The sequence below is a fragment of the Microlunatus sp. Gsoil 973 genome (assembly GCF_009707365.1).
Classification (GTDB): domain Bacteria; phylum Actinomycetota; class Actinomycetes; order Propionibacteriales; family Propionibacteriaceae; genus Microlunatus.
On the sequence record NZ_CP046122.1, the window covers coordinates 4,678,475 to 4,702,870 of the forward strand.

The 24,396-nt window shown below is 67.7% G+C and carries 30 protein-coding genes, 2 pseudogenes and 1 riboswitch; of the genes and pseudogenes, 28 read left to right on the plus strand and 4 right to left on the minus strand.

Annotated elements, in window-relative coordinates:
* Positions 1–65 precede the first annotated feature (65 nt).
* From treY to GJV80_RS21935, 4 genes are read right to left on the minus strand one after another with little or no spacing between them, the layout of a single operon-like run.
* Positions 66–2,351 (minus strand): malto-oligosyltrehalose synthase, encoded by a 2,286-nt coding sequence (treY, locus tag GJV80_RS21920; RefSeq protein ID WP_154689716.1) that lies wholly within the window; start codon positions 2,349–2,351, stop codon positions 66–68.
* Positions 2,352–2,366: 15 nt separating this feature from the next.
* On the minus strand, positions 2,367–3,164 hold the full coding sequence (locus tag GJV80_RS21925) for an ABC transporter ATP-binding protein (protein ID WP_154689717.1): 798 nt from the start codon (positions 3,162–3,164) through the stop codon (positions 2,367–2,369).
* Positions 3,164–4,258: an iron ABC transporter permease gene (locus GJV80_RS21930; protein ID WP_154689718.1), complete on the minus strand. Its 1,095-nt coding sequence runs from the start codon at positions 4,256–4,258 to the stop codon at positions 3,164–3,166. The genes GJV80_RS21925 and GJV80_RS21930 overlap by 1 nt, the downstream gene beginning before the upstream one ends.
* 27 nt (positions 4,259–4,285) lie before the next feature.
* A complete protein-coding gene (locus GJV80_RS21935; protein ID WP_154689719.1) occupies positions 4,286–5,509 on the minus strand; it encodes an ABC transporter substrate-binding protein in 1,224 nt (407 codons plus the stop codon).
* A gap of 143 nt (positions 5,510–5,652) precedes the next feature.
* Positions 5,653–5,840: riboswitch (cobalamin riboswitch) on the minus strand.
* A 158-nt stretch (positions 5,841–5,998) separates the two neighbouring features.
* Between GJV80_RS21935 and GJV80_RS21940 the strand changes: the two genes are divergently transcribed.
* The 28 genes and pseudogenes from GJV80_RS21940 (at position 5,999) to GJV80_RS22075 (ending at position 24,320) form a co-directional block, all read left to right on the plus strand.
* On the plus strand, positions 5,999–7,015 hold the full coding sequence (locus GJV80_RS21940; RefSeq protein ID WP_230207932.1) for an ABC transporter ATP-binding protein: 1,017 nt from the start codon (positions 5,999–6,001) through the stop codon (positions 7,013–7,015).
* Entirely contained in the window at positions 7,015–7,797 is a 783-nt protein-coding gene (locus GJV80_RS21945) for an ABC transporter permease (RefSeq protein ID WP_154689720.1), read from the plus strand. The genes GJV80_RS21940 and GJV80_RS21945 overlap by 1 nt, the downstream gene beginning before the upstream one ends.
* Positions 7,798–7,806: 9 nt before the next feature.
* Complete coding sequence (locus GJV80_RS21950; RefSeq protein WP_230207933.1) at positions 7,807–9,069, plus strand: sensor histidine kinase; 1,263 nt, start codon at positions 7,807–7,809, stop codon at positions 9,067–9,069.
* A complete protein-coding gene (locus tag GJV80_RS21955; RefSeq protein ID WP_154689721.1) occupies positions 9,069–9,692 on the plus strand; it encodes a response regulator transcription factor in 624 nt (207 codons plus the stop codon). The genes GJV80_RS21950 and GJV80_RS21955 overlap by 1 nt, the downstream gene beginning before the upstream one ends.
* Before the next feature lie 147 nt (positions 9,693–9,839).
* Complete coding sequence (locus tag GJV80_RS21960; RefSeq protein ID WP_154689722.1) at positions 9,840–11,447, plus strand: hypothetical protein; 1,608 nt, start codon at positions 9,840–9,842, stop codon at positions 11,445–11,447.
* 902 nt (positions 11,448–12,349) lie between these two features.
* Positions 12,350–12,658 carry a 30S ribosomal protein S10 gene (gene rpsJ / locus GJV80_RS21965; protein WP_091526937.1) on the plus strand — a complete coding sequence of 103 codons (309 nt, stop codon included), beginning with the start codon at positions 12,350–12,352 and terminating at the stop codon, positions 12,656–12,658.
* 14 nt (positions 12,659–12,672) lie between these two features.
* Positions 12,673–13,330: pseudogene (rplC, locus tag GJV80_RS21970) on the plus strand (50S ribosomal protein L3).
* On the plus strand, positions 13,327–14,073 hold the full coding sequence (rplD, locus tag GJV80_RS21975; RefSeq protein WP_154690448.1) for a 50S ribosomal protein L4: 747 nt from the start codon (positions 13,327–13,329) through the stop codon (positions 14,071–14,073). The pseudogene rplC and the gene rplD overlap by 4 nt, the downstream one beginning before the upstream one ends.
* Positions 14,070–14,381 carry a 50S ribosomal protein L23 gene (rplW, locus tag GJV80_RS21980; RefSeq protein WP_154689723.1) on the plus strand — a complete coding sequence of 104 codons (312 nt, stop codon included), beginning with the start codon at positions 14,070–14,072 and terminating at the stop codon, positions 14,379–14,381. The genes rplD and rplW overlap by 4 nt, the downstream gene beginning before the upstream one ends.
* A 16-nt stretch (positions 14,382–14,397) precedes the next feature.
* Positions 14,398–15,234: a 50S ribosomal protein L2 gene (gene rplB / locus GJV80_RS21985; RefSeq protein WP_154689724.1), complete on the plus strand. Its 837-nt coding sequence runs from the start codon at positions 14,398–14,400 to the stop codon at positions 15,232–15,234.
* 32 nt (positions 15,235–15,266) lie between these two features.
* Positions 15,267–15,548 carry a 30S ribosomal protein S19 gene (gene rpsS, locus GJV80_RS21990; RefSeq protein ID WP_154689725.1) on the plus strand — a complete coding sequence of 94 codons (282 nt, stop codon included), beginning with the start codon at positions 15,267–15,269 and terminating at the stop codon, positions 15,546–15,548.
* Positions 15,549–15,567: 19 nt separating this feature from the next.
* A complete protein-coding gene (rplV, locus tag GJV80_RS21995; RefSeq protein ID WP_154689726.1) occupies positions 15,568–15,963 on the plus strand; it encodes a 50S ribosomal protein L22 in 396 nt (131 codons plus the stop codon).
* Between the two features lie 2 nt (positions 15,964–15,965).
* Positions 15,966–16,799 (plus strand): 30S ribosomal protein S3, encoded by an 834-nt coding sequence (gene rpsC / locus GJV80_RS22000; protein ID WP_154689727.1) that lies wholly within the window; start codon positions 15,966–15,968, stop codon positions 16,797–16,799.
* A 3-nt stretch (positions 16,800–16,802) separates the two neighbouring features.
* A complete protein-coding gene (gene rplP / locus GJV80_RS22005; protein ID WP_154689728.1) occupies positions 16,803–17,219 on the plus strand; it encodes a 50S ribosomal protein L16 in 417 nt (138 codons plus the stop codon).
* The gene (gene rpmC / locus GJV80_RS22010) at positions 17,219–17,479 is read left to right on the plus strand and encodes a 50S ribosomal protein L29 (RefSeq protein WP_154689729.1); all 261 of its coding nucleotides are present in this window, start codon (positions 17,219–17,221) and stop codon (positions 17,477–17,479) included. Before rplP ends, rpmC begins: the two co-directional genes overlap by 1 nt.
* Before the next feature lie 23 nt (positions 17,480–17,502).
* Positions 17,503–17,832: a 30S ribosomal protein S17 gene (rpsQ, locus tag GJV80_RS24405; protein ID WP_370518868.1), complete on the plus strand. Its 330-nt coding sequence runs from the start codon at positions 17,503–17,505 to the stop codon at positions 17,830–17,832.
* 65 nt (positions 17,833–17,897) lie between these two features.
* A complete protein-coding gene (gene rplN / locus GJV80_RS22020) occupies positions 17,898–18,266 on the plus strand; it encodes a 50S ribosomal protein L14 (protein WP_154689731.1) in 369 nt (122 codons plus the stop codon).
* A gap of 3 nt (positions 18,267–18,269) precedes the next feature.
* Positions 18,270–18,683 carry a 50S ribosomal protein L24 gene (gene rplX / locus GJV80_RS22025; protein WP_154689732.1) on the plus strand — a complete coding sequence of 138 codons (414 nt, stop codon included), beginning with the start codon at positions 18,270–18,272 and terminating at the stop codon, positions 18,681–18,683.
* Complete coding sequence (gene rplE, locus GJV80_RS22030) at positions 18,683–19,267, plus strand: 50S ribosomal protein L5 (protein ID WP_154689733.1); 585 nt, start codon at positions 18,683–18,685, stop codon at positions 19,265–19,267. Before rplX ends, rplE begins: the two co-directional genes overlap by 1 nt.
* Positions 19,268–19,295: 28 nt before the next feature.
* A complete protein-coding gene (locus GJV80_RS22035) occupies positions 19,296–19,481 on the plus strand; it encodes a type Z 30S ribosomal protein S14 (RefSeq protein WP_154689734.1) in 186 nt (61 codons plus the stop codon).
* Positions 19,482–19,572: 91 nt separating this feature from the next.
* Positions 19,573–19,980, plus strand: coding sequence for a 30S ribosomal protein S8 (gene rpsH, locus GJV80_RS22040; RefSeq protein ID WP_154689735.1), 408 nt, complete (start codon positions 19,573–19,575; stop codon positions 19,978–19,980).
* 31 nt (positions 19,981–20,011) lie between these two features.
* The gene (gene rplF, locus GJV80_RS22045) at positions 20,012–20,554 is read left to right on the plus strand and encodes a 50S ribosomal protein L6 (RefSeq protein WP_154689736.1); all 543 of its coding nucleotides are present in this window, start codon (positions 20,012–20,014) and stop codon (positions 20,552–20,554) included.
* 2 nt (positions 20,555–20,556) lie between these two features.
* The gene (gene rplR / locus GJV80_RS22050; protein ID WP_154689737.1) at positions 20,557–20,940 is read left to right on the plus strand and encodes a 50S ribosomal protein L18; all 384 of its coding nucleotides are present in this window, start codon (positions 20,557–20,559) and stop codon (positions 20,938–20,940) included.
* A 29-nt stretch (positions 20,941–20,969) separates the two neighbouring features.
* Positions 20,970–21,569, plus strand: a complete 600-nt coding sequence (rpsE, locus tag GJV80_RS22055) for a 30S ribosomal protein S5 (protein ID WP_154689738.1) — start codon at positions 20,970–20,972, stop codon at positions 21,567–21,569.
* Positions 21,566–21,751 carry a 50S ribosomal protein L30 gene (gene rpmD, locus GJV80_RS22060; RefSeq protein ID WP_154689739.1) on the plus strand — a complete coding sequence of 62 codons (186 nt, stop codon included), beginning with the start codon at positions 21,566–21,568 and terminating at the stop codon, positions 21,749–21,751. The genes rpsE and rpmD overlap by 4 nt, the downstream gene beginning before the upstream one ends.
* A gap of 2 nt (positions 21,752–21,753) precedes the next feature.
* Positions 21,754–22,229: pseudogene (gene rplO / locus GJV80_RS22065) on the plus strand (50S ribosomal protein L15).
* Positions 22,230–22,428: 199 nt separating this feature from the next.
* A complete protein-coding gene (gene secY / locus GJV80_RS22070; protein ID WP_154689740.1) occupies positions 22,429–23,742 on the plus strand; it encodes a preprotein translocase subunit SecY in 1,314 nt (437 codons plus the stop codon).
* Positions 23,742–24,320, plus strand: a complete 579-nt coding sequence (locus GJV80_RS22075; protein ID WP_154689741.1) for an adenylate kinase — start codon at positions 23,742–23,744, stop codon at positions 24,318–24,320. Before secY ends, GJV80_RS22075 begins: the two co-directional genes overlap by 1 nt.
* Positions 24,321–24,396 lie beyond the last annotated feature (76 nt).

Consider the following 24,396-nt stretch of genomic DNA (forward strand, 5'->3'; position numbering starts at 1 on the left):
CGACCCTCGACCCGACGAAGCAAGACGTGCCGCGCTGCCCCGACCCGGCCTGGACACCCGCCCGCTCACCCCGCGGCCTGCAGCAGGGCTACCGGAAACCGATCGAGCAGCCTACGAACCGGCACCCCGCCGGCGTACCGGGCTCCGGTGAGCCGGTCGGTCCAGCCGGTGTGGGGCCGACCCGGCTCGGGTAGTTCGATCTCGGTCGGGCCCCAGCCACCCGCGGCGGCCAGTCCGACCGGCAGCCGGGTGGCGACTGCGATCAAACCTCCGCGGTCGAAGCCGATCAGATGTTGCGCAGCCGGGCCTGTCGCGCGGAGCGCGCGATAGCCGGACAGACCACCGGCCGCCGTCGCCTCCCGCCGCGCCCGCAGCGCTTGGCTGGTGATCAGCAGCTTGACCGCATCCGGGTCGTCGGGCGACGGCAGCCGGCCCGCGTCGAGATCTGCCAGCAGCCCGGCGCGCCGGCCGAAGTCGACCGGGCGCCGGTTGTCCGGATCGACCAGCGAGTCGTCGAGCAGTTCGGTGCCCTGGTAGACGTCCGGGACACCGGGCGCGGTCAGCTGCAGCAGCTTCTGCCCGTACGCATTCACCAGGGCCGGAGCCCGGACGACTTCCCGGAACCCGGTGACCAGGGCGGCGATCTCTGGCCGGCCGTAGATGCGGTCGATGCCCGCCTCCACCGCCGCCTCGAACTTCGCGTCGCCGTCGATCCACGCCGTGCCGACGGCCGCCTCGCGCACCGCCTTGATCAGGTACGCCTTCAGCCGGGCCGGGTCGATCAATCCGACCGCGGCCAGGGTCTGGGCGAGCAGGTAGCCGCAGCCGGGTTCGGGCATCGGCGCTGCGGCGGACAGTGCGGTGCTGAAGTCCGCCCACTGTCGTGGCACCTCGGCCAGCACGGCGAGCGCCGCGCGGACATCCTCCGACCGCTTGGTGTCGTGGGTCGACAGGGTGGTCATGCTCTGCGGCCAGCGTTCCAGCCGCCGCTGTTGGGCGGTGTGGAAGTCGTCGACGCCGGTGCCGAACCGGCCCGGGTCGCCGCCGACCTCGTTGAGCGCCGTCAGACGGTGATAGCGATAGAAGGCGGTGTCCTCCACGCCCTTGGCCATCACCGCGCCGGTGAGCTGCTGGAAGCGTACGGCCAGTTCGTCGGTCGGGTCGGCCAGCCGGTGCCGTAGTGCGTCGACGGTCGGGGCGAGGTCCGGACGCTTGTCGCGTACCTGGTCGAGGACCTGCTGCAGGGCCGCGTCGTCGGGCAGGTAGCTGCGATAGACCCGGTAGGCGACGGCGGCCGGCTTGATCACTTCGGTCACGCCCGGCAGGGTCGGCGCCAGCCGTGCGATCCGCCGCAGTTCCGAGCCGAACAGCGTGTCCAGGACGAACTGCTTGCCGATCCGGATGTGGTCGGCCGCGTCATGATCATCTCCGGTCCGGCGGCGGTAGATCGAGGTCAGCTCCTGCTCCGCCGCGGTGTCGACCAGGACACCGGTGAAGTCGAGCAGCGCGTCGTACCCGGTCGTCCCGGCAACCGGCCACGGCGGCAGTTCCTCACCCGGCTCGAGGATCTTCTCCACTGTGATCCAGGCGTCGGGGGCAAGCGACCGGAGTCGCCGCAGATAGCCGACAGGATCGGCCAGGCCGTCGGGATGATCGACGCGCAGCCCGCTGACTCCCTGGCTGATCATGGTCGCGATCCGTTCGTGGGTGGCGTCGAAGACGTCGGGATCCTCGACCCGTACGCCGGCCAGGCTGCTGACCGCGAAGAACCGGCGGTAGCCCAGGTCGGTCTGCGCCCGGCGGAAGTTGACCAGTTGGTAGTGCTGACGGTCATGGACCTGCTGCGGCGTCCCGTCGCCGGTGCCCGGCGCGATGGGGAACCGGTGTTCCCAATAGGCGAGCCGGCCGTCGTCGAGCCGCAGGTTCTCCAGCTCGTCCGCACCGTCGCCGAGCACCGGCAGAATGATCTTCTGCCGGCTCCAGTCGATGTCGAACCAGGCCGCGTACGCCGAGTCCCGGCCATTGGTCAGCACATCCCACCAGGCCGGATTCTCCTCGGGAACGTCAACGCCCAGGTGGTTCGGCACGATGTCGACGACCACCGGCAGACCGGCCCGGCGGGCAGCCTCCAGGAGGCGGGTGAAGCCCTCCTCACCGCCGCGTTGCGGATCGATCGTCGTCGGGTCGGTCACGTCGTAGCCGTGCTCGGACCCGGTCGTCGAGGTCAGGACGGGGGAGAGATAGATGCCTCCGACGCCGAGTGCGGTGAGATAGTCGATCAGTCCCACCGCATCGTGCAGGGTGAATCCGGAGTGCAGTTGCAGGCGATAGGTCGAGGTCGGCACGGTCACCGCTCCGACACTACGTCAGCCGCGGACCCGGAAGGTGCCCGAAGCCGGATCGAAGTGGGCATGCCGGGTGCCGAAGACCCGACCGATCCGGCCGCCGGCGACCAGCTCGGCGGGGCTTCCGGAGCTGACCCGGCGGTCGTGGATCAGCCACAACCGATCAGCCATCCGCAGCGCCAGCTCCACCTCGTGGGTGGACAGCAGTACGGTGATCCGCCGGTCATGTGCGAGCCGGGCCAGCAGCGCCATCAGATCGACCCGGGCTCCGACGTCGAGGAACGCACTCGGCTCGTCCAGGACGAGCAGTTCGGGTTCACAGACGAGCGCCCGGGCCAGCAACAGCCGCTGTCGCTGCCCGTCGGACACTTCGGCGAACCGCTGCCCGGCGAGATCGGTGGCCTGCAGATCATCCAGCACTCCGGCGATCAACTGCCGGTCGTGATCGGTCAGCCGGCCGATCAGACCGAGATAGGGATGCCGGCCGAGTTCGACCACTTCCCGGCCGGTGAGCAATCCGGCCTCGACCCGCTCGGTGAGCACTACCGCGGTCCGTCGCGCCCGCTCCCGCGGGGACAACTGCAGCAGATCCGATCCGGAGCCGGCCGTGTCGGTCAGCGTCACCGACCCGCCCAGCAGCGGCTGAAGACCGATGATCGAGCGGATCAGGGTCGACTTGCCGGCGCCGTTGGGTCCGAGCAGCGCGGTCACCTGACCGGCGGGCGCGAAGGCGTCGATCTGCTCGACGATCAGCCGCTCGACCCGCCGGTGGCGGTAGCCGGCCGACACCCGGTCCAGGCGGAGTCCGGGCGTCTGCATCAGACGGCCCCCGCAGCCAACCGTCGGGATCGCAACAGCACCATGATCACTACCGGTGCGCCGACCAGTGCGGAGGTGACGTTGATCGGCAGTACGGCGTCATCCCCGGGCAGTTGCGCGAGCACCGAGCAGACGCTGGAGGCGATCACCCCCATCAGGATCGTGGCCGGCATCAGCACCCGGTGATCGGAGGTGCCGATCACCAACCGGGCCAGATGCGGCACGGCCATGCCGAGGAAGGCGATCGGGCCGCAGTAGGCGGTCACGGTGCCGGCGATCACCGCCGTCAGGACCATCGCGACGGTGCGGACCACGCCAGACCGGACGCCCATCGACCGGGCGTACAGCTGACCGAGCAGCATGGCGTTCAGCGACCGGGCGAGCAGTCCTGACAACAGGACGGCACCGATGATCAGCGGCAGCATGACGGCCAGGTCGCTGCGGGTGACGCCGCCGTAGGATCCCAGGCCCCACACCACGAAGCGCTGCAGCCGGTCGGGATCGGCGAAGGCCAGCAGCAGCGAGGTGATCGCACTGACCGCCGAGGACAGCATCACACCGATGATCAACAGGGTGACCACCGATCGCACCCAGCGGCCGATCACCACGATCAGCAGCAACACCACCGCCGACCCGATCGCCGCGGCGACGACGACACCGATCCGCATCCCGCCGACCATGCTGACGAAGCCACCGGTCAGCGTTCCGCTGCCGAGGGTGATCAACGCGACGCCCAGCGAGGCACCCGAGGAGACGCCGAGGATGTACGGATCGGCCAGCGGATTGGCGAACAGCGTCTGCATCAACAGCCCGGCGATCGCCAGTCCCGCGCCGACGGCGCCGGCGGTGATCACCCGCGGCATCCTGATCTCGCCGAGCAACACCGTGGTTGTCGGGTCGTGGGCCCGACCGCTGATCACGAAGGACACCAGGTCGTGCCAGTCGATGGTCACCGAACCGACGGCCGCGCCGAGGCCGAGTGCCAGCACCGCCGCGAGGAAGAGCAGGATCAGCGTCGTCACCGAGCGTGCCAGGCGCGGCCGTACGGCCGACGTGAGTTCGTCGGTTACCGTCGCTGCGCGGGCTGTGACCATGATCGTTTTCTGGCTGATCTTCGGGTGCTAGTCGAGGCGTTGGTAGAAGGTGAAGGTGTGCCCGGGTTCGAGATCGGGATGCATGATCGCGATCAGGTCGCCGACCACCAGATCGGGGCGGAGTACGCCGAGTTCGTACATGTTGTTGCCGCCGGCTGCGTTGACCTGCAGGCTCGGCGCCCAGATCTGGCCCGACCGGTAGGCGGTGAAGTCGGCGAACCGCGGTTCGGAGGCCAGCGCCTCCTTCTTGGTCTTCCAGTTGGTCGAGGTGATCCAGATCTTGGCCGTTCCGGACTTCTTGTAGACGGTCTCCAGATCAGCGTTCTTGCTCGCGGTCGACCTGTCCTGCTGCCAGGGCCACGTCCCGCCGGCGTCGGTGATCAACCGCCCCATCGGCGTTCCGCCGGTCGGCATGGTCCACACACCCTGGTACGGCTGGTTGACCAGGACGGTGGTCGGCTTCGCGGCGGCGGCCCTGTCCACCGCGGCGTTGTAGTCGGCGGCGATGCCGTCGAACACCCTGGCGGCCTTCCGCTCGGTCCCGGTGAGGGCGGCGAAGTACTTGATCCATTCCGCCTCGCCCAGCGGTGTTGGCTCCAGGTACTCGGCGTCGGCCAGCACCGGGATGCCGGCGCGGCGGACGGTTGCGTAGGAGGGATCCTCCTGCCCGGCGGTGACCAACGCGTCCGGCTTCGCGGCGACGATCTTCTCCGCGTCGGCCGTGCCGGCCGGGGCGAACTCGGTCACGCCGGGCTGGGCGACGCGTTGCCTGGCCGCCTTGGAACTGATCAGCGCCTTGGACGCGACCCCGGTCAGTACGTCGAGCCTGCCGAGCGCCTCGAGGCTGGGCAGGTGGGTGGTGGATGCCGAGAACAGGCTCTTCACCGGCGTCGTGATCTGGGGTGCCTTGGCCAGCGCACCGGTCAACGTCGGTTTCGGCGCACCGCATCTGACCAACACGTAGCTCTCCGGTTTACCGCCGACGGTCGGCTCCTTGACCGTCAGCACCTGATAGGAGTTGTGGTAGCTGATGGTGAAGTTCTCGGCGTATTTCAGCTGCTGCTTGACCGGGAAGTAGTCGGTGTCTGCGTTGAAGTGGGTGATGCAGCCGCCGGCGGCCGGCGTGGACGGGGGCTGTGCGGTGGCACTGCCGGCACTTTGACTGCCGCAGGCGGCGGCCACCACGGCGACACCGGCCAGCATCGCCGTGGCGACTGCGCGGCGGGTACGGGTGATCAGCTTGATGATCATCGACGAACAAGACTCCTGAGACCTGCGACGAATGCCGGGAGTCCTGCCACCGTCACCCCGCCGGAGAAACAGTCCGTCGACGTGCCGGCGGTCTTCCCTCGAGACCCCACGACGCACAGGTCGGCGACCTGCGCACCGGCGGCAGGTTTTCGGACTCGCGGGCACGGTCCCGGTGACCCATCAGGTCGCCGAGGCCGCCTACTGTCTGTCGCTTCCCAGGACTCCCGCACTCCGGATCGAGGCCGGAGCGTGGACATCCCAGTGCGTCGGCACAGAGGTCGTTCCCACTCACCGCTGCGGGGCAGTTCCGGGTTCACACCGGATTCCCTTTCCGCCAGCAGCGTCAGCTTAACAGTGTCCTGCGGCGGCCGGACCGGGCCACGGGTGGGCATCCGCCCCTGCGTCGGTGTCGGGTCGTGACAGCTGTCAGGGGTGTTTGCTGACAGTCGCCCTGGGCCCGAAGGTCCAGGGATCGGCACACTCAACAGCGTGACCGAATCTGTGCTGGCCCTCGAACAGACCCGCCCGGCGACAACGATCCCGGCCGACCGCGGCGTGGCCGTTGAACTGACCGGTGTGACCAAGGCCTACGGCAACGTCCGGGCTGTCGACGGCGTCGACCTGGCGATCCGTTCCGGGGAGATGGTGGCCATCCTCGGGCCGAACGGCGCCGGCAAGTCCACCATCACCGAGCTGATCACCGGGCTGATCCGGCCGGACACGGGGAGCAGCCGGGTCTTCGGCAGGACGCCGAGCACCGCGGTCGCCGACGGCATGGTCGGTGCGATGCTGCAGAGCGGTGCGCTGCTGCACGATGCCACCACCCGCGACGTGCTGCGGCTGATGCACGGGCTGCACCCGCACCCGCTGCCGATCCCCGACGTCATCGAGCTCGCCGATCTGGGCGAATTCCTGCAGACCAAGACCGACAAGCTGTCCGGCGGTCAGGCGCAGCGGCTGCGCTTCGCGCTGGCGATCATGCCCGATCCCCAGTTGCTGATCCTGGACGAGCCGACGGTGGCGATGGACGTGGAACTGCGGCGTTCGTTCTGGGCGTCGATGCGGACGCTCTCCGAGGGCGGACGGACGGTGCTCTTCGCCACCCACTACCTGGAGGAGGCCGACCAGATCGCCGACCGGATCGTGGTGCTTGACCGTGGCCGGGTGGTCGCCGATGGCACGAGTGCCCAGATCAAGTCCCGGGTGGCCGGCAAGATGATCACAGTTGCCGAGGACGGCGTACGGCTGGAGCAGTTGGTGCAGTTGCCGGCGGTTGTCGGTGCCGATCGGGATGCCCGTCGGATCGTGCTGCACACGACGGACTCGGATCTGACGTTGCGCGCCCTGATCACCCGGTACCCCGGCGCGCACGACATCGAGATCGCGTCCGCCAGGCTGGAGGACGCCTTCCTGGCGCTCACCAGCCATGATCAACAGATCCATGATCAACAGATCCATGATCAACAAACTGCTGATCAACAGAACCATGGACGGAAGGACGGCTGATGACTGCCGTAACAACCATTCCAGTGCGTCCTCGGATGCGCCCGGCGCCGCTGCACTACGCGATGCACACTCTGCGGCTGACGATGAAGAGTCGCGGCTTCCTGGTGTTCTCGCTGATCACCCCGTTGATCCTGTACGTCGTCTTCAGCCAGATCTTCGGCGGGTCCACCCAGGGTGGCACCAACTGGTCGGCGATCTACATGGTCTCGATGGCGGCGTACGGCTCCCTCGGCGGAGCGATGAGCGGTGGCGCTCAGCTGGCTGTCGAACGCCGGTCCGGCTGGTTCCGGCAACTCAGCGTCACCGGATTGCGGCCGCAGGCGTTCCTGCTGGCCAAGGCGGCTGTGGTGATGATCATCACCCTGCCGGCACTGTTCCTGGTCTTCATCGCCGGCTATCTGGTCGGCGGGGTACGGGCGCCGTTCGGTGACTGGCTGGGCGCGATGGGGATGATGTGGCTTGCCCTGGTGCCGCTGGCCCTGCTCGGCCTCGTCATCGGGCTGTGGGTCAAGGCCGAGACCGTGCAGCCGCTGACCACGCTGGTCCTGCTGGTGCTGTCGTTGATGGGCGGCCTGTGGTTCCCCGCGCAGCTGATGCCCGACGGTATGCGGGTCGCGGCGGAGCTGACCCCGTCCTACTGGCTGGCAACCCTCGGCCGGTATCCGTTCATGCCGGGCGCCTTCCCGTGGGATGGCGTCGCCGTCCTCGGCGGGTGGACAATCGTACTGACCGTGCTCGGTGCCCTGGGTTATCGTCGAGCTGCGGCCACGAGCAAGCGCTGAGGAGGCAGGTTGCCCAGTCCCTTCCGGCGGATCCTCTACGCGGGACCTTTCACCGAGGACGAGAATCCCGACGCGGCACCGGTCGCCAACTGCGGTCCGAGCGCGGCGCGACCGTTCACCCTGCGCCGGGCCGCGCAGAACCAGATCTGGACGTACCTGATCGGCCTGATCTTCATGGTCTACGCCGCCCAGGGGCTCACCTCCGGAGATCCGGAAGGGCTGGTGCTGGGACTGCGGATCACCTGGTTCGGGATCATCTGCCTGGCCTATCTCGGTGTCAGCTGGGCCGCTGATACCCCGTTGCGGGTCCGCTGGGGATACGTGATCGGTTTCCTGGCGCTGATCGCGCTGACCGCTGTGTACAACGGCTGGACCTGGGTGGACTACGGCGCCTACCTGTCGATGGTGATCGTCTCGCTGATCCCGTGGCGGACCTCGCGATGGGTGCTGATCGGTTGGAACGTCGCGGTGCTCGGGGTTGCGGTGATCACTCTGAGCTGGACGCCGGTGATGATCGCGCTGATCGGCCTGTTCGTCGGTATGGCGACCGGGATGGGCATCGAGGGCGGCCGGCTGCGTCGTCACCTGAACCGGGCCGAGCAGCGGGTGACCACCCTCGGCGTTGCCGCCGAGCGGGAGCGGATCGCCCGTGATCTGCACGACATCCTCGGCCACTCGCTGACCGCGATCTCGATCAAGTCCGGCCTGGCGGCGCGACTCGCCGAGACCGATCCGACCGCTGCGAAGGCCCAGATGGCCGAGGTCGAGCAGATCGCCCGGGTCGCGCTCGGCGACGTCCGGGCGACGACGTCCGGGTTGCGGCAGGTCCGGCTGGCGACCGAGATCGCCAGTGCCCGGTCGGTGCTGCTGGCAGCGGGAATCGAATCGACTGCGCCGTCGGCGATCCCGGCACTGCCGGACGCCGACAGTGAGCTGCTGGGGTATGCCGTCCGCGAGGCGGTGACCAACGTCGTACGCCATTCCGAGGCGACCCGGGTGGTGATCACGACCGAGGACCGTGCGGTGACCATCTCCGACGACGGCGTCGGCATACCGGCCAGGCCATCCCGGGGGTCCGGGCTCCAGGGACTGCGCCGCCGGTTCGCCGATGCCGGGGGCAACGTGACGATCAGCGCGGGGAAACCGCGCGGAACTGTGGTCCGGGCCGAACTGGCCGCGCGGCCGGCCGGCCAGCCACAGGTCGCCCGACAGGCCAGAGCCGAACGGGTCGAAGGCCAGATCGAGAACCAGATCGAAGGACAACTCGCCTGATGATCAAAGTCCTGCTCGCCGATGATCAAGCACTGATCCGGCAGGCCTTCGCAGCCCTGCTCGGCCTGGAGAAGGATCTGGAAGTCGTCGGTCAGGCCGCCGACGGGTCCGAGGCGATCAAGCTCGCCGCCGACTGCCGCCCCGACGTGATCGTGATGGACGTCCAGATGCCCGAGGTGGACGGAACCGGAGACGGGATCACTGCAACCGCGCGCATCCTGGCCGAGAATCCCGCAATCCGAGTGATCATCGTGACCACGTTCGGCCGGCCGGGATATCTGCGCCGGGCGATGGAGGCTGGAGCAGTCGGTTACATGGTCAAGGACGCTCCGGCCGACCAACTGGTGGAGGGTATCCGACGCGTGCACCGCGGGTTGCGGGTCGTTGATCCGAGCCTTGCCGCCGCCAGCCTCAGTGTCGGCGCATCCCCGCTGACCGAGCGTGAGACCGAGGTGCTCACCGCCGCTGCCAAGGGCGGGCCGACCAGTGCGATCGCGTCGGCGGTCTTCCTCAGCGAGGGCACCGTACGCAATCACCTGTCCTCGGCGATGGGCAAGTTGGGAGCCGCCACCCGGGCCGAGGCCGTCCGGATCGCCACCGAGAACGGCTGGCTTGCCCTGTAGCGAAACCGGAGATCCAAACCTGTCGATCCGGCTGTCCCCGGCGCGTCGGTGGGAGGTCGGGGTCGTCCGTCCCGGATCATCGGACGGTAGCTGAAGGGTGACCGGCGAGGGGATGGTTCGAACGTGGGTGGTTGGCGACGATCGGTGGTGGCACTGATCGGGGTGGTCGCGGTGCTGATCGCCGGCAGCGGGTGCGCTCCCAGGGTCGCCGCGACCGGGCAGAAGCTCGCCGATCCAGCGCAGCCGCTGGAGACCGCGCTGACCTTGCTCAAGAAGGACAACTACACGGGCATCCAGAACAACACCGTCACCGTCTCCAGTGCCACCGAGTGCTTCTACAGCAAGGCCGGCAAGGACGCGAAGGGCGTCTCCGACCAGGTCGTCTGCGGCCCGATCCGCCGGCTCGGCCTGTCCGACGACCGGGTCTGGGACCGCTACCGGCTGAGCTTCGCATCCGACAGCGACGGCAACGCGGTGGCTACCGTCGGTACGCACACCGCCCAAGGTGTTGCCGTCGACACCGGCTTGCTGGTGTCGCCCTCTGGGGACAAGCCGTCGCCGGCCAGTGACGTTCCGGCACCGCGGGCACCGCAGTCGCTGGTCACCAACCGGGCGGTCGCGGTGGCTGGCAACGCCACCCCGCCCGGGCTGGACTTCACTGCACCGGCCAAGCCGGTCAGCGTGATCACCCCGGCGGCAACGATCGCGGTCACCGGTGTCGCAGAGCCCAAGAACGTACCGGGTGCGCTGGTGGCCGGGCAGGACAATCCGGCCGGCCAGGCCGCGTACCACCTGCCGGCGCCGGGCCAGAAGTTGTACGCGCTGCAGCTGAAGATCTCGACGCCGGCCGATGCCACGGTTCCGGCGTCCAGTGGTTCACCGACCAAGGATCACGACCCGAGCACTGCACTGAAGCTGCTGGCCGGGACGACGAGACTGCCGATCGTCGACCAGACCGGCGCCGCCGGTTCCTCCTCGACGCTCACGATTCCCTGCGCCGCGAGCAGCTCGGGAACCTATCCGTGCGCACCGCGGACGACCGTGATCACTGTCCTGGCCACGGTTCCGGCGAACGAGCCGGTCTCCCTGTCGGCGACCACCGACGGTGCCGGCCAGTCAGTTGATCTTGCCGGCGGACAGCTGACATCGACCGTCTCCACCGTCGAGTACCAACGATCGAAGCTCACCGGCAAGATCGGCAAGCGGCTGAAGACCGACCCGTACCAGGTCCAACTCGAGGTGCCGGCCGGCGAGACGGACAGGAACACGCCCACTGAGAAGCAACCCACCGCCAAGCCGACGGACGGGGCCACTGCAGGGGCCGACAGGCAGGACCCGACCGGGCAGCAGAAGCCGAAGAAGATCACCGCCGAGGCACGCTGGGCGCTGAAGATCAATTCGGTTGGGCTCACCGGCTTCGACCCGGCCCTCGGTTGGGCTCCTGCGGGACAGGCCTGGCTGATCGTCAGCACCACCAAGTACAAGCACCACGAGGACGGCGCGACCTTCACCGACCACCGTGCCGCCAGCCTGTCGATCACCGTCGACGGCGTGGCCCACCCCGTCAAGGCGCCGACCGACGATGCCTTGGCCGTCCATCCGGACACCGACGTGAACTGGGCGTTCGCCGTGCCGGCCGACGCCCCCTCGGCGACGTTGACCTTCCGCCCGACCGGGACGGTGAGCGCCGACGGCGTCACCCAGGACTTCACCTCCGACCAGACCGCGTCGCTGAAGATCGACCTGCCGCACTGACCGCTGCTCGGGCCGGTTGCTCGGGCCGGCCGCTCGTCGAATTGGTAACACGCGGCGCCATTTCGGGCTGCCCTCGCCCGCGGGTCGTCGATTTCGTAACACGTGGTGGGATTTCCGGCCCGCAGGTGCCCGTGGTCGTCGAATTGGTAACACGTGCTGCCATTTCGGTGTCGGATGGCGTGTGGAGCCGGGAATTGGCAACACGTGGCGCGAATTCGACGGCTGGGCCTCGAGGAAAGGGCACGGCCGCGGGGACAGGCGACGGCGGAGAGGCGACGGCGGAGAGGCGACGGCGGAGAGGCGGCCGCGGAGAGGCGGCCGCGGAGACGCGAAGCCGCGGGGAAGTGACGGCCGCGGCAGAGCCGCCGACGGCGGGGTGACGGCGGGAGCAGATCGTACGGCGACCGGGTTGAGCAGACCGCGCATTTGGTGACGGGGAGCAGAACCGGCACGATGGGGGAGGCCGACGCGGCGGCACCGGGAGCGGTGGTGGCGTGCTCGGCGGCGGACCCGCCGATGTGGATTTGGAAACTCAGGCGCCGTCTGACAAGATTGACGGGTTGCTCCGACGGGGTCGCCGGGGTGAACCGTGCCCGAGGTGTGGTGGAAACATCGTCACCGGGGTTGGTTCACCGGACCGTGAGACCCGCAGAGCCTGATTCGTGGGATCGGGTGCTCCAAACAACGCAGAGATCGGCATTGATGTGCCGACGTGCGCTTGGGAGGCGCGACACACCCGACCTCGGGGGTCGCTCGATCCGCCCGGATCGGGTGGGCCTCCAGGCGCGACGGTGCAACACGCAAGGCCAACAACGTGGCTCTGCGTCCGCACGGCCCGGCCAGGTGGGCGGGCGTAGACAACAGCAGAGTGCGTACAGCTGAAGCAGGAAGAGAGACGGACTGTGGCGGGACAAAAGATCCGCATCAGGCTCAAGGCCTACGACCACGAGGTCATCGACGGGTCGGCGCGAAAGATCGTCGACACGGTGACCCGTACCGGTGCGAAGGTTGCCGGCCCGGTGCCGCTGCCGACGGAGAAGAACGTGTTCTGCGTGATCCGTTCTCCGCACAAGTACAAGGACAGCCGCGAGCACTTCGAGATGCGTACGCACAAGCGGCTGATCGACATCATCGACCCCACCCCGAAGACGGTCGACTCGCTGATGCGTCTTGACCTTCCGGCCGGTGTCGACATCGAGATCAAGCTCTGAGGGACGCACGAGTTATGAGTGAGCGCAAAGTGAAGGGACTGCTGGGCACCAAGCTCGGCATGACCCAACTCTGGGACGAGAACAACCGCGTGGTTCCGGTGACGGTCGTCGCCGCCGGCCCGTGCGTGGTGACCCAGGTCCGCACCGCCGAGACCGACGGCTACTCCGCCGTCCAGCTCGGCTTCGGTGCGATCAAGGCCAAGAAGGTCACCAAGCCGAGCGCCGGTCACTTCGACAAGGCCGGTGTCACCCCGCGCAAGCATCTGGTCGAGATCCGGACCACCGATGCCGATCAGTACACGCTGGGCCAGGAGCTCGGCGCCGACGTCTTCGAGGCGGCGGAGATCCTCGACGTCACCGGCGTCAGCAAGGGCAAGGGCACCGCGGGCGTCATGAAGCGGCACGGCTTCGGCGGTCTGCGCGCCTCCCACGGTGTGCACCGCAAGCACCGTTCCCCGGGCTCGATCGGTGGCTGCGCCACCCCGGGTCGGGTGTTCAAGGGTCTGCGGATGGCCGGCCGGATGGGCACCGAGCGCAAGACGGTGCAGAACCTGACTGTGCACTCGGTCGACGCCGAGCGCGGTCTGATCCTGATCAAGGGTGCGATCCCGGGCGCCAAGGGCGGCCTTGTCGTCCCTGCGCTCCGCGTCCAAGAAGGAGGTCAAGGCGTGAGCGAGACTCGTACGGTCGACGTCGTCGACGCCAACGGTGGCAAGGCCGGTCAGGCCGAGCTTCCCGGTGAGCTGTTCGACGTCACCACCAACATCCCGCTGATCCACCAGGTCGTCACCGCACAGCTCGCCGCGGCCCGGCAGGGTACGCACTCCACCAAGTCCCGCGGCGAGGTCCGCGGCGGTGGTTCCAAGCCGTACCGGCAGAAGGGCACCGGTCGCGCCCGCCAGGGCTCGATCCGCGCACCGCAGTTCACCGGCGGCGGCATCGTGCACGGCCCGCAGCCGCACGGCTACCTGCAGCGGACGCCCAAGAAGATGGTTGCCGCCGCACTGCGCGGCGCGCTGTCGGACCGGGCCCGTGACGGCCGGGTGCACGTGGTCAGCTCGCTGGTCGAGGGCGACACCCCGTCCACCAGGGCGGCGCTGGTCGCCCTCAAGGCGGTCACCGAGTCGGCCAAGGTGCTGGTCGTGCTGTCCCGTGATGAGGACGCCGCCTGGCTGAGCCTGCGCAACGTGCCGACCGCACACGTCATCGTCGCCGACCAGCTGAACGCCTACGACGTGCTGGTCAACGACGACGTGGTCTTCACCTCCGCCGCGCTCGAGGCCTACGTGGCCGGACCGGCGAAGGGCAAGAGCGTCAAGGCCGTCGCCACCGAGTCCGAGGCCACCGAGTCCGAGGCCACCGAGTCCGAGGCCACCGAGACCGAGGCCACCGAGACCGAGGAGAGTGCCGAATGAGCGCCGCTGCCAAGATCCGCGACCATCGCGACATCCTGCTCGCGCCGGTCGTCAGCGAGAAGAGCTACGGCCTGCTGGACGAGAACAAGTACACCTTCGTCGTCTCGCCGGAGGCCAACAAGACCGAGATCAAGATCGCGGTCGAGAAGGTCTTCGACGTGCACGTGACGAGCGTGAACACCTACGTCCGCAAGGGCAAGAAGCAGCGCACACGGTACGGCTCCGGCAAGCGCCCGGACACCAAGCGCGCGATCGTGACCGTTGCCGAGGGCCAGAGCATCGACATCTTCGGCGGACCGGTCGGCTGAGGGGACAGAGAGAATCATGGCTATTCGTAAGTACAAGCCGACGACGCCCGGCCGTCGTGGTGGCTCGGTGGCCGACTTCGCCGAGGTCACCCGTTCCACCCCGGAGAAGTCGCTGGTCGTCCCGAGCCCGAAGACCGGCGGTCGCAACAACAACGGCCGGATCACCTCCCGGCACATCGGCGGCGGCCACAAGCAGGCCTACCGGCTGATCGACTTCAAGCGCTACGACAAGGACGGCGTCCCGGCCAAGGTCGCTCACATCGAGTACGACCCGAACCGCACCGCCCGCATCGCGCTGTTGCACTACGCCGATGGTGAGAAGCGCTACATCATCGCCCCGAACGGCCTCCGCCAGGGCGCACCGGTCGAGGCCGGTGAGGGCGCCGACATCAAGACCGGCAACAACCTGCCGCTGCGCAACATCCCGGTCGGCACCACGGTGCACGCCGTCGAGTTGCGTCCGGGCGGTGGCGCCAAGCTCGGCCGTTCGGCCGGCGCCTCCATCCAGCTGGTCGCCCGCGAGGGTGCCTACGCCACGCTGCGGATGCCGTCGGGCGAGATGCGGATGGTCGATGTCCGCTGCCGCGCGACCGTTGGCGAGGTCGGCAACTCCGAGCAGGCCAACATCAACTGGGGCAAGGCCGGTCGGAACCGCTGGAAGGGCAAGCGTCCCAAGGTTCGCGGTGTCGTGATGAACCCGGTCGACCACCCGCACGGTGGCGGCGAGGGCCGGACCTCCGGTGGTCGTCACCCGGTCTCCCCGTGGGGCAAGCCGGAGGGTCGTACCCGCAACAAGAACAAGGCGAGCTCTCGCCTGATCGTCCGCCGTCGTAAGTCCGGCAAGAAGCGCTGAGCAGGACACCGGGAAAAGGAGATTGGGCAGATATGCCACGCAGCCTGAAGAAGGGCCCCTTCGTCGATGATCACCTGGCCAAGAAGGTCGAGGTGCAGAACGAGAAGGGCACCAAGAACGTGATCAAGACCTGGTCGCGCCGCTCGATGATCACGCCGGACATGATCGGCCACACCATCGCGGTGCACGACGGTCGCAAGCACGTGCCGGTCTTCGTCTCCGAGTCGATGATCGGGCACAAGCTCGGTGAATTCGCCCCGACCCGGACGTTCCGCGGTCATGAGAAGGACGACCGCAAGTCGCGTCGCCGCTGAGGAATAAGGAAGCTGTCTGATGAGTAACGCAGAGAAGACCCGGCCGAGCCGGCGTGCTGCCCTCCTCGGTGACCGGCAGGGTTCGTACGCGATCGCCCGCGGCGTCCGGATGTCGCCGACCAAGGTGCGTCGGGTGGTCGACGTGATCCGCGGTCTTGACGTCGCCGACGCCCTGGACACCCTCAAGTTCGCACCGCAGGCCGCGGCCGAACCGGTCAGCAAGGTGATCGCCAGCGCTGCCGCCAACGCGCAACAGACCGAGAACCTGCGGGTCGAGGAGTTGTACGTCGCCAAGGCATTCGTGGACGAGGGCATGACCATGCGTCGGATCCGTCCGCGGGCCAAAGGCTCGGCCAGCCGCATCCTCAAGCGGTCAAGCCACATCACCGTCGTCGTAGAGAAGAAGGAGGCCTGATCATGGGTCAGAAGATCAACCCGCACGGCTTCCGGCTCGGCATCTCCACCGATCACAAGAGCCGGTGGTACGCCGACAAGCAGTACTCCGACTACGTCGGCGAGGATGTCAAGATCCGGCAGTTCCTGCACAAGGGCCTGGAGCGGGCCGGCATCTCCAGCATCGAGATCGAGCGGACCCGGGACCGGGTGCGCGTCGACATCTACACCGCCCGCCCGGGCATCGTCATCGGCCGCAACGGCGCCGAGGCAGAGCGGGTCCGCGGCGAGCTGGAGAAGCTGACCGGCAAGCAGGTCCAGCTGAACATCCTCGAGGTCAAGGGCACCGAGACCGACGCCCAGTTGGTCGCCCAGGGCGTCGCCGAGCAGCTTGCCGGCCGCGTCCAGTTCCGTCGGGCCATGCGCAAGGCGCAGCAGACCGCGATGCGGGCCGGCGCCAAGGGCATCCGGATCAAGTGCTCCGGCCGTCTCGGCGGCGCTGAGATGAGCCGTTCGGAGTTCTACCTCGAGGGTCGGGTACCGCTGCACACGCTGCGCGCGGATGTCGACTACGGCTTCTTCGAGGCGCGTACGTCCTTCGGCCGGATCGGCGTGAAGGTCTGGATCTACAAGGGTGACGTCTCCGGTACCCGGGCCGAGCGGGCTGCGCAGAAGGCCGCCCGCAACGCCGCCCAGGGCAGCGGTCGTCGTCCGGGTCGCGGTGGCCGGCCGGGCCGTGGCGATCGTCCCGAGCGGGGCGGCCGTCGCCGGCAGGAAGCCGCAGCGGCCGAGGGTGGCGCACAGCAGCCGGCAGGTGCCGCGCAGGCGTCCGCACCGACCACCGGTCAGGAGGCATGAGTCATGTTGGTTCCGCGCAAGGTCAAGTTCCGTAAGCAGCACCACCCCAAGCGCACCGGCATGGCCAAGGGTGGCACCGAGCTGGCGTTCGGTGACTGGGGTATCCAGGCTCTGGAGGCCGCCTACGTCACCAACCGGCAGATCGAGTCCGCTCGTATCGCCATGACGCGGCACATCAAGCGTGGCGGCAAGGTCTGGATCAACATCTACCCGGACCGCCCGCTGACCAAGAAGCCTGCCGAGACCCGGATGGGTTCCGGCAAGGGCTCCCCGGAGTGGTGGATCGCCAATGTCAAGCCGGGTCGGGTGATGTTCGAGCTCTCTGGCGTTGACAACGAGGTGGCTCGCGAGGCGCTGCGGCTGGCGATCCACAAGCTGCCGATGAAGTGCCGCGTGGTCGCGCGTGAGGGAGAGAACTGATGGCGAACACCACCAAGGCCGCCGAGCTGCGGTCGCTGAGCCGTACCGAGCTGAACGACAAGGTCAAGGAACTGAAGGAGGAGCTGTTCACGCTCCGCTTCCAGGCCGCGACCGGTCAGCTGGAGTCGCACGGCCGGCTGCGCTCGGTCCGCAAGGACATCGCCCGGATCTACACCGTGATCCAGGAGCGCAACCTCGGCATCGTCGAGGACCCGGACGCCGACGTCAGCACCGACGAGACCGTTGAGGCTGGTGCCTGAGAATGAGTGAGCAATCCAACGCAGTGAGTGAGCAGACCGTGACCGAACAACAGCCCACCAACGTGGAGAACGTCGCGGCCGAGATCGCACACACCTCGGCCGACCGTGGCCGTCGCAAGGTCCGTGAGGGCCTGGTGGTCAGCGACAAGATGGACAAGACCGTCGTTGTCGCCGTCGAGGACCGGGTCAAGCACCGCCTCTACGGCAAGGTCCTGACCCAGACCACCAAGCTCAAGGTGCACGACGCGGAGAACGCGGCAGGCATCGGTGATCGTGTGGTGGTGATGGAGACCCGCCCGCTGAGCGCGACCAAGCGCTGGCGGCTGGTCCGGATCGTCGAGAAGGCCAAGTAAGCCGACTTGTCAGAAACCGGCCGACAGGTCGGCCGAAGTCCTGACAGTTCAGAGGAGAAGAAGGAATGATCCAGCAGGAGTCGCGGCTCAAGGTCGCCGACAACACGGGTGCCAAGGAGATCTTGTGCATCCGGGTGCTCGGCGGTTCCGGCCGTCGCTACGCCGGTATCGGCGACCAGATCGTTGCCACGGTCAAGGATGCGATCCCTGGCGGGAACGTCAAGAAGGGTGAGGTCGTCAAGGCCGTCATCGTCCGTACCGTCAAGGAACGTCGCCGGCCGGACGGCTCGTACATCAAGTTCGACGAGAACGCCGCGGTGATCCTGCGTAACGACGGCGAGCCGCGCGGCACCCGCATCTTCGGCCCGGTGGGCCGGGAGCTGCGCGAGAAGCGGTTCATGCGCATCATCTCGTTGGCTCCGGAGGTGATCTGAACCATGACGAAGCAGAGCAATGCCACGGCGCGCAAGCACAGCAGGGTCGACATCCGCAAGGGTGACCGGGTCAAGGTGCTGGCCGGCAAGGACAAGGGTCTGGTCGGCGAGGTGCTGTCCGTGCAGCCGGACCGGGAGCTGGTCACCGTGTCCGGCGTGAACATCGTCAAGCGCCACCTGAAGGACACCTCGGCCCAGCCGCAGGGCAGCCAGTCCACGCCGGGCGGCATCGTGTCCAGCGAGGCCCCGGTGCACGTGTCGAATATCGCGCTGCTGGTCAAGGACAGCGACGGCAACGAGGTCACCACCCGGATCGGCCATCGCCGCGACGAGGTGACCAAGCGCCGCCCCGACGGCACCGAGTACACCGCTTACCGGTCGGTGCGGGTCGCCCGCAAAACCGGGGAGGAGATCTGATGACCACCGCAGAAGTCGACTCAGCGCAGACTGAGCGTTACGTGCCGCGGCTCAAGCAGCGCTACGCCGACGAGATCGTGTCGGCGCTGCAGAGCGAGTTCAACTTCGCCAACGTGATGCTGATCCCGCGGTTGACCAAGATCGTGGTCAACATGGGTGTCGGCGACGCGGCCCGCGACTCCAAGATCATGGACGGCGCCGTACGCGACCTGACCACGATCACCGGTCAGAAGCCGCAGATCACCAAGGCCCGGAAGTCGGTGGCCCAGTTCCGGCTGCGCGAGGGCCAGCCGATCGGCGCCCATGTGACCCTGCGGGGCAACCGCATGTGGGAGTTCGCCGACCGGCTGCTCACCCTGGCGCTGCCCCGGATCCGTGACTTTCGCGGCCTGTCGCCGCGGCAGTTCGACGGCCACGGCAACTACACCTTCGGTCTGTCGGAGCAGGTCATGTTCCACGAGATCGATCAGGACAAGATCGACCGGGTGCGGGGGATGGACATCACCTTCGTAACGACGGCGACCACCGATGACGAGGGGCGGGCACTGCTGCGCCACCTCGGCTTCCCGTTCCAGGCCAACTGAGTCCAACAGAGGTAAGGAAGAAGACGACGTGGCGAAGACAGCACTGAGGGTCAAGCAGGCCCGCAAGCCGAAGTACGGCGTGCGCGCCTACACCCGCTGCCAGAAGTGCGGCCGGCCGAAGGCCGTCTACCGCAAGTTCGGGCTGTGCCGGATCTGCCTGCGGACGATGGCGCATGCCGGCGAGCTGCCCGGCATCACCAAGTCCTCCTGGTGATCAAACCGAATCCGAAGACCCACACAACGAGACAGGTCCGGCGTCGAACTGAATCGGGCGCGGGAAACCACTCGAGAAGGAATAACCACCAATGACCATGACAGATCCGATCGCGGACATGTTGACCCGCGTACGGAATGCCTCGCAGGCCTACCACGACACGGCCGTGATGCCGTCCTCGACCATCAAGGTCGGGATCGCCAAGATCCTCACCGACGAGGGCTACATCTCCGGCTACGAGGTCAAGGAGCCTGCCGAGGGTGAGGTCGGCAAGTCGTTGCTGATCACCCTCAAGTACGGCCAGAACCGGGAGCGGTCGATCTCCGGTGTCCGGCGGATCTCCAAGCCAGGTCTTCGGGTGTACGCCAAGTCCACCAACCTGCCGAAGGTGCTGGGCGGCCTGGGCATCGCCATCATTTCCACGTCGGGCGGACTGCTGACCGACAAGCAAGCACACGCGCGCAGCGTAGGCGGGGAAGTCCTCGCCTACGTGTGGTGAGCACGAGACCGACAAGGAAGGACGAGCGAACATGTCACGCATTGGCAAGGTTCCGGTTCCGGTACCGTCCGGGGTCGAGGTGACCATCGACGGTTCCGTGGTCTCGGTGAAAGGCCCCAAGGGCCAGCTTCAACACACCGTTGCCGCGCCGATCACCGTCGACCGCGGCGACGACGGCCAGATCGTGTTGAACCGACCGGACGACGAGCGGGAGTCCAAGTCCCTGCACGGGCTGTCCCGCACCCTGGTCGCCAACATGGTCACCGGCGTCTCGGAGGGCTACTCCAAGAGGCTGGAGATCGTCGGCGTCGGCTACCGGGTCACCGCAAAGGGCCCGACGGAGCTGGAGTTCAACCTGGGCTACAGCCATCCGATCAACATCAAGGCGCCGGAGGGCATCACCTTCGCCGTCGAGTCGCCGACCAAGTTCTCGGTGGCCGGTATCGACAAGCAGCAGGTGGGCGAGGTTGCGGCGAATATCCGCAAGCTTCGCAAGCCCGAGCCGTACAAGGGCAAGGGTGTGCGGTACGAGGGCGAGCACGTCCGCCGCAAGGTCGGAAAGGCTGGTAAGTGACGATGGCTGTTTCCCTGTCTGCGCGCAAGCACATGGAGAAGCGCACGGCGTCGCGGCTGCGTCGTCAGCTGCGCGGCCGGAAGAAGATCTTCGGCGAGACCGACCGGCCGCGGCTGGTCGTGACCCGGACGGCCAAGCACATCACCGCCCAGGTGATCGACGACACTCGGGGCCACACGCTGGCCTACGCCTCCACCATGGAGGCTGCGCTGCGTGGCGTCGAGGGCGACAAGACCGAGAGGGCCAAGCAGGTCGGCCAGCTGGTCGCCGAACGGGCCAAGGCGGCCGGTGTCGAGCGGGTGGTCTTCGACCGGGCCGGCAACAAGTACCACGGCCGGATCGCGGCGCTGGCGGATGCCGCCCGCGAAAAGGGCCTGGGACTTTAGAAAACGGCGGGAACTGAGAGGTAATAGCTATGAGTGGATCACAGCGTCGAGGCGGCGGAGACCGTCGCGGTGGTGACCGCCGGGGTCAGGGTCAGGACAAGAGCAACTACGTCGAGAAGGTCGTCGCGATCAACCGTGTCGCCAAGGTCGTCAAGGGCGGCCGCCGGTTCAGCTTCACCGCGCTGGTCGTGGTGGGCGACGGTGACGGCTCGGTCGGCATCGGCTACGGCAAGGCCAAGGAGGTGCCGGCCGCCATCGCCAAGGGCGTTGAAGAGGCCAAGAAGCACTTCTTCCACGTGCCGCGGATCCAGGGCACCATTCCGCATCCGGTGCAGGGTGAGAAGGCTGCCGGCGTGGTCATGCTGCGCCCGGCATCCCCCGGTACCGGTGTGATCGCCGGCGGCGCCTGCCGTGCGGTGCTGGAAGCCGCCGGGGTGCACGACGTGCTGGCCAAGTCGCTCGGCTCGGCCAACGCGATCAATGTCGTACACGCCACGGTCGAGGCCCTGCAGATGCTCGAGGAGCCCGAGGAGGTGGCCCGCCGGCGCGGCAAGTCGCTGGAGGACGTCACCCCGGCCGCGCTGCTCAAGGCACGCAACGCCGGAACCCGGGAGGGGGCGCACGCATGAGCACCCGTCTCAAGGTCACCCAGGTCAAGTCGTCGATCGGCGGCAAGCAGAACCAGCGGGACACGCTGCGGACGCTCGGCCTGAAACGGATCGGTGACGTTTCCGCACACGAGGACACCCCGACCGTACGGGGCATGATCGCGACGGTGCGCCATCTGGTCGCCGTCGAGGAGGTCGACTGATTATGGCTGACGAGAACAGCGGGGCCGAGACCCGGGGCACCGGGCTCAAGGTCCATCACCTGCGCCCGGCACCCGGGGCCCACAAGGCCAAGACCCGGGTCGGTCGCGGTGAGGGCTCCAAGGGCAAGACGGCCGGCCGGGGCACCAAGGGCTCCAAGGCGCGCAACACCATCCCCGAGGCTTTCGAGGGTGGCCAGATGCCGCTGCACATGCGGACCCCGAAGCTGCGTGGCTTCACCAACCCGTTCCGGACCGAGTACCAGGTCGTCAACCTGGACCGGATCTCGGCCCTGTTCCCCGAGGGGGCGAGGTCAACCCGGACAACCTGGTCCAGAAGGGTGCCGTCCGTGCCGGCCTGCCGGTCAAGGTGCTCGGCTCGGGCGAGGTGAGTGTCGCGGTGCAGGTCAGTGCGCACGCCTTCTCGGCCACGGCCAAGGACAAGATCGCCGCCGCCGGCGGTAGCACAACCGAGCTCTGAGACGTCGGATCCGTTCCGGCCCGGCAGAGGGGACGGCTCCGAGTGGAGACCGTCCCCTTTCTGGTATCAGCCATCGGCGCGAATCGGGTTCGGGAGCCATCGCTTGATATTGTCGAGCGGTTCCCGAAGGGAATCCGGCATCGCGCCGTCCGGCTGAGACCGGATCCGGGACGAGTCGGACGAGAGAGAAGGAATCAGCTTGCTCACCGCCTTCGCCGGGGCTTTCAGGTCACCTGACCTGCGGAAGAAGCTCCTGTTCACCCTCGGGATCATCTTCGTCTACCGGATCGGCTCGGTCATCCCGGTGCCGAACGTCAACGTCGGGCAGCTGCACACCTGTGCCACCGCGGCCCAGACCGGCGCCCAGGCCGGTCTGTACTCGCTGCTCTCGCTGTTCTCCGGTGGGGCGCTGCTGCAGTTGGCGATCTTCGCTCTCGGCATCATGCCGTACATCACGGCGAGCATCATCCTGCAGCTGCTGACGGTGGTCATCCCTCGACTCGAGGCACTCAAGAAGGAAGGCCAGTCGGGGCAGAACAAGATCACCCAGTACACCCGCTACCTGACCCTTGTGCTGGCTGTGCTGCAGTCGACCACCTTCATCACCCTGGCTCGCAACGACCAGCTGTTCAGCAACTGCACCGGTCTGCTGCACGACAACGGCGTCTTCCCCGTCGTCGTGATGATCCTCACCATGACCGCCGGCACCGGCGTCATCATGTGGCTGGGCGAGCTGATCACCGAACGCGGCGTCGGCAACGGCATGTCGGTGCTGATCTTCACCCAGATCTGTGCGGCGTTCCCGCAGACACTGTGGGCCATCAAGCAGGGCCACGCCGGGAGCACCGGCTGGGTCGTCTTCTTCCTGGTGATCCTGGTCGGCCTGCTGGTGATGCTCGCCGTCATCTTCGTCGAGCAGGCGCAGCGCCGCATCCCGGTGCAGTACGCCAAACGGATGGTCGGCAGGCGGGTGCTCGGTGGCACGACCACCTACATCCCGCTGAAGGTCAACCAGGCCGGTGTCATCCCGGTCATCTTCGCCTCGTCGCTGCTCTACATTCCGGTGCTGTATGCGCAGTTCCGGCCCGACGGCTGGGGCGCGTCCTGGATCCAGGGGCACTTCGTCAGGGGTGACCACCCCGTCTACATGGCGACGTACTTCCTGCTGATCATCTTCTTCGCCTACTTCTACGTGTCGATCACGTTCAATCCCGAAGAAGTGGCCGACAACATGAAGAAGTACGGCGGCTTCATCCCGGGCATCCGCGCCGGACGGCCGACCCAGGACTACCTCTCCTACGTCCTGAACCGGCTGACTCTGCCCGGTTCGCTCTATCTGGGCATCATCGCCCTGCTGCCGATGTTGGCGATCACGTTGCTCAACACCCAGAACGCGCAGAATTTCCCGTTCGGCGGCACCTCGCTGCTGATCATCGTTGGCGTCGGTCTTGACACCGTGAAGCAGATCGAGAGCCAGCTGCAGCAACGAAACTACGAAGGATTCCTCCGCTGATGCGTCTTCTGATCATGGGCCCGCCGGGGGCGGGCAAAGGTACCCAGGCCAAGTCGATCGCCGAACATTTCGACATCCCGGCGATCTCGACCGGAGACATCCTGCGTGCCAACGTCGCTGACGGCACCCCGCTCGGTCTCGAGGCACAGCGGATCATGGCCGAGGGTGGTTATGTCGGCGACGACATCATGAACGGCATCGTCGCCGACCGGCTCGCCGAGGACGACTGTGCCAAGGGGTTCCTGCTCGACGGCTACCCGCGCACCCTGCCCCAGGTCGAGGCGGTCGACGAGATCCTGGATCGTGCCGGCGTCGAGCTGGACGCGGTGCTGTCGCTGAGGGTCGACGTCGAGGAACTGGTCTCCCGGCTGCGCAAGCGGGCCGAGTCGGAGGGCCGCGACGACGACTCCGAGCAGGCGATCCGGGTCCGGCAGCAGAAGTACCTCGACGAGACCTCACCGTTGCTCGACGTCTACCGCGATCGCGGTCTGCTGGTCGAGGTGAGCGGTGTCGGCGACGTCAGCGAGGTCACCGAGCGGATCTTCCAGGCACTGGACCGGGTCGCCACCGCCTCCTGAGCGCCGCCTCCTGAGCACCGCCTCCCTGAGCGCCGCCTCCTGAGCGCCGCCTCCCCGGAGCGGTCCCGCACCACTT

Coding starts and splice junctions, on each gene's coding strand:
- GJV80_RS21925 (WP_154689717.1), bottom strand. CDS start 3,164: ATGCAGACGCCCGGACTCCGCCTGGACCGGGTGTCGGCCGGCTACCGC.
- GJV80_RS21930 (WP_154689718.1), bottom strand. CDS start 4,258: ATGGTCACAGCCCGCGCAGCGACGGTAACCGACGAACTCACGTCGGCC.
- GJV80_RS21935 (WP_154689719.1), bottom strand. CDS start 5,509: ATGATCATCAAGCTGATCACCCGTACCCGCCGCGCAGTCGCCACGGCG.
- GJV80_RS21945 (WP_154689720.1), top strand. CDS start 7,015: ATGACTGCCGTAACAACCATTCCAGTGCGTCCTCGGATGCGCCCGGCG.
- GJV80_RS21955 (WP_154689721.1), top strand. CDS start 9,069: ATGATCAAAGTCCTGCTCGCCGATGATCAAGCACTGATCCGGCAGGCC.
- rplW (WP_154689723.1), top strand. CDS start 14,070: ATGAGCGCCGCTGCCAAGATCCGCGACCATCGCGACATCCTGCTCGCG.
- rplB (WP_154689724.1), top strand. CDS start 14,398: ATGGCTATTCGTAAGTACAAGCCGACGACGCCCGGCCGTCGTGGTGGC.
- rpsS (WP_154689725.1), top strand. CDS start 15,267: ATGCCACGCAGCCTGAAGAAGGGCCCCTTCGTCGATGATCACCTGGCC.
- rplV (WP_154689726.1), top strand. CDS start 15,568: ATGAGTAACGCAGAGAAGACCCGGCCGAGCCGGCGTGCTGCCCTCCTC.
- rpsC (WP_154689727.1), top strand. CDS start 15,966: ATGGGTCAGAAGATCAACCCGCACGGCTTCCGGCTCGGCATCTCCACC.
- rplP (WP_154689728.1), top strand. CDS start 16,803: ATGTTGGTTCCGCGCAAGGTCAAGTTCCGTAAGCAGCACCACCCCAAG.
- rpmC (WP_154689729.1), top strand. CDS start 17,219: ATGGCGAACACCACCAAGGCCGCCGAGCTGCGGTCGCTGAGCCGTACC.
- rplN (WP_154689731.1), top strand. CDS start 17,898: ATGATCCAGCAGGAGTCGCGGCTCAAGGTCGCCGACAACACGGGTGCC.
- rplX (WP_154689732.1), top strand. CDS start 18,270: ATGACGAAGCAGAGCAATGCCACGGCGCGCAAGCACAGCAGGGTCGAC.
- rplE (WP_154689733.1), top strand. CDS start 18,683: ATGACCACCGCAGAAGTCGACTCAGCGCAGACTGAGCGTTACGTGCCG.
- rpsH (WP_154689735.1), top strand. CDS start 19,573: ATGACCATGACAGATCCGATCGCGGACATGTTGACCCGCGTACGGAAT.
- rplF (WP_154689736.1), top strand. CDS start 20,012: ATGTCACGCATTGGCAAGGTTCCGGTTCCGGTACCGTCCGGGGTCGAG.
- rplR (WP_154689737.1), top strand. CDS start 20,557: ATGGCTGTTTCCCTGTCTGCGCGCAAGCACATGGAGAAGCGCACGGCG.
- rpsE (WP_154689738.1), top strand. CDS start 20,970: ATGAGTGGATCACAGCGTCGAGGCGGCGGAGACCGTCGCGGTGGTGAC.
- rpmD (WP_154689739.1), top strand. CDS start 21,566: ATGAGCACCCGTCTCAAGGTCACCCAGGTCAAGTCGTCGATCGGCGGC.
- GJV80_RS22075 (WP_154689741.1), top strand. CDS start 23,742: ATGCGTCTTCTGATCATGGGCCCGCCGGGGGCGGGCAAAGGTACCCAG.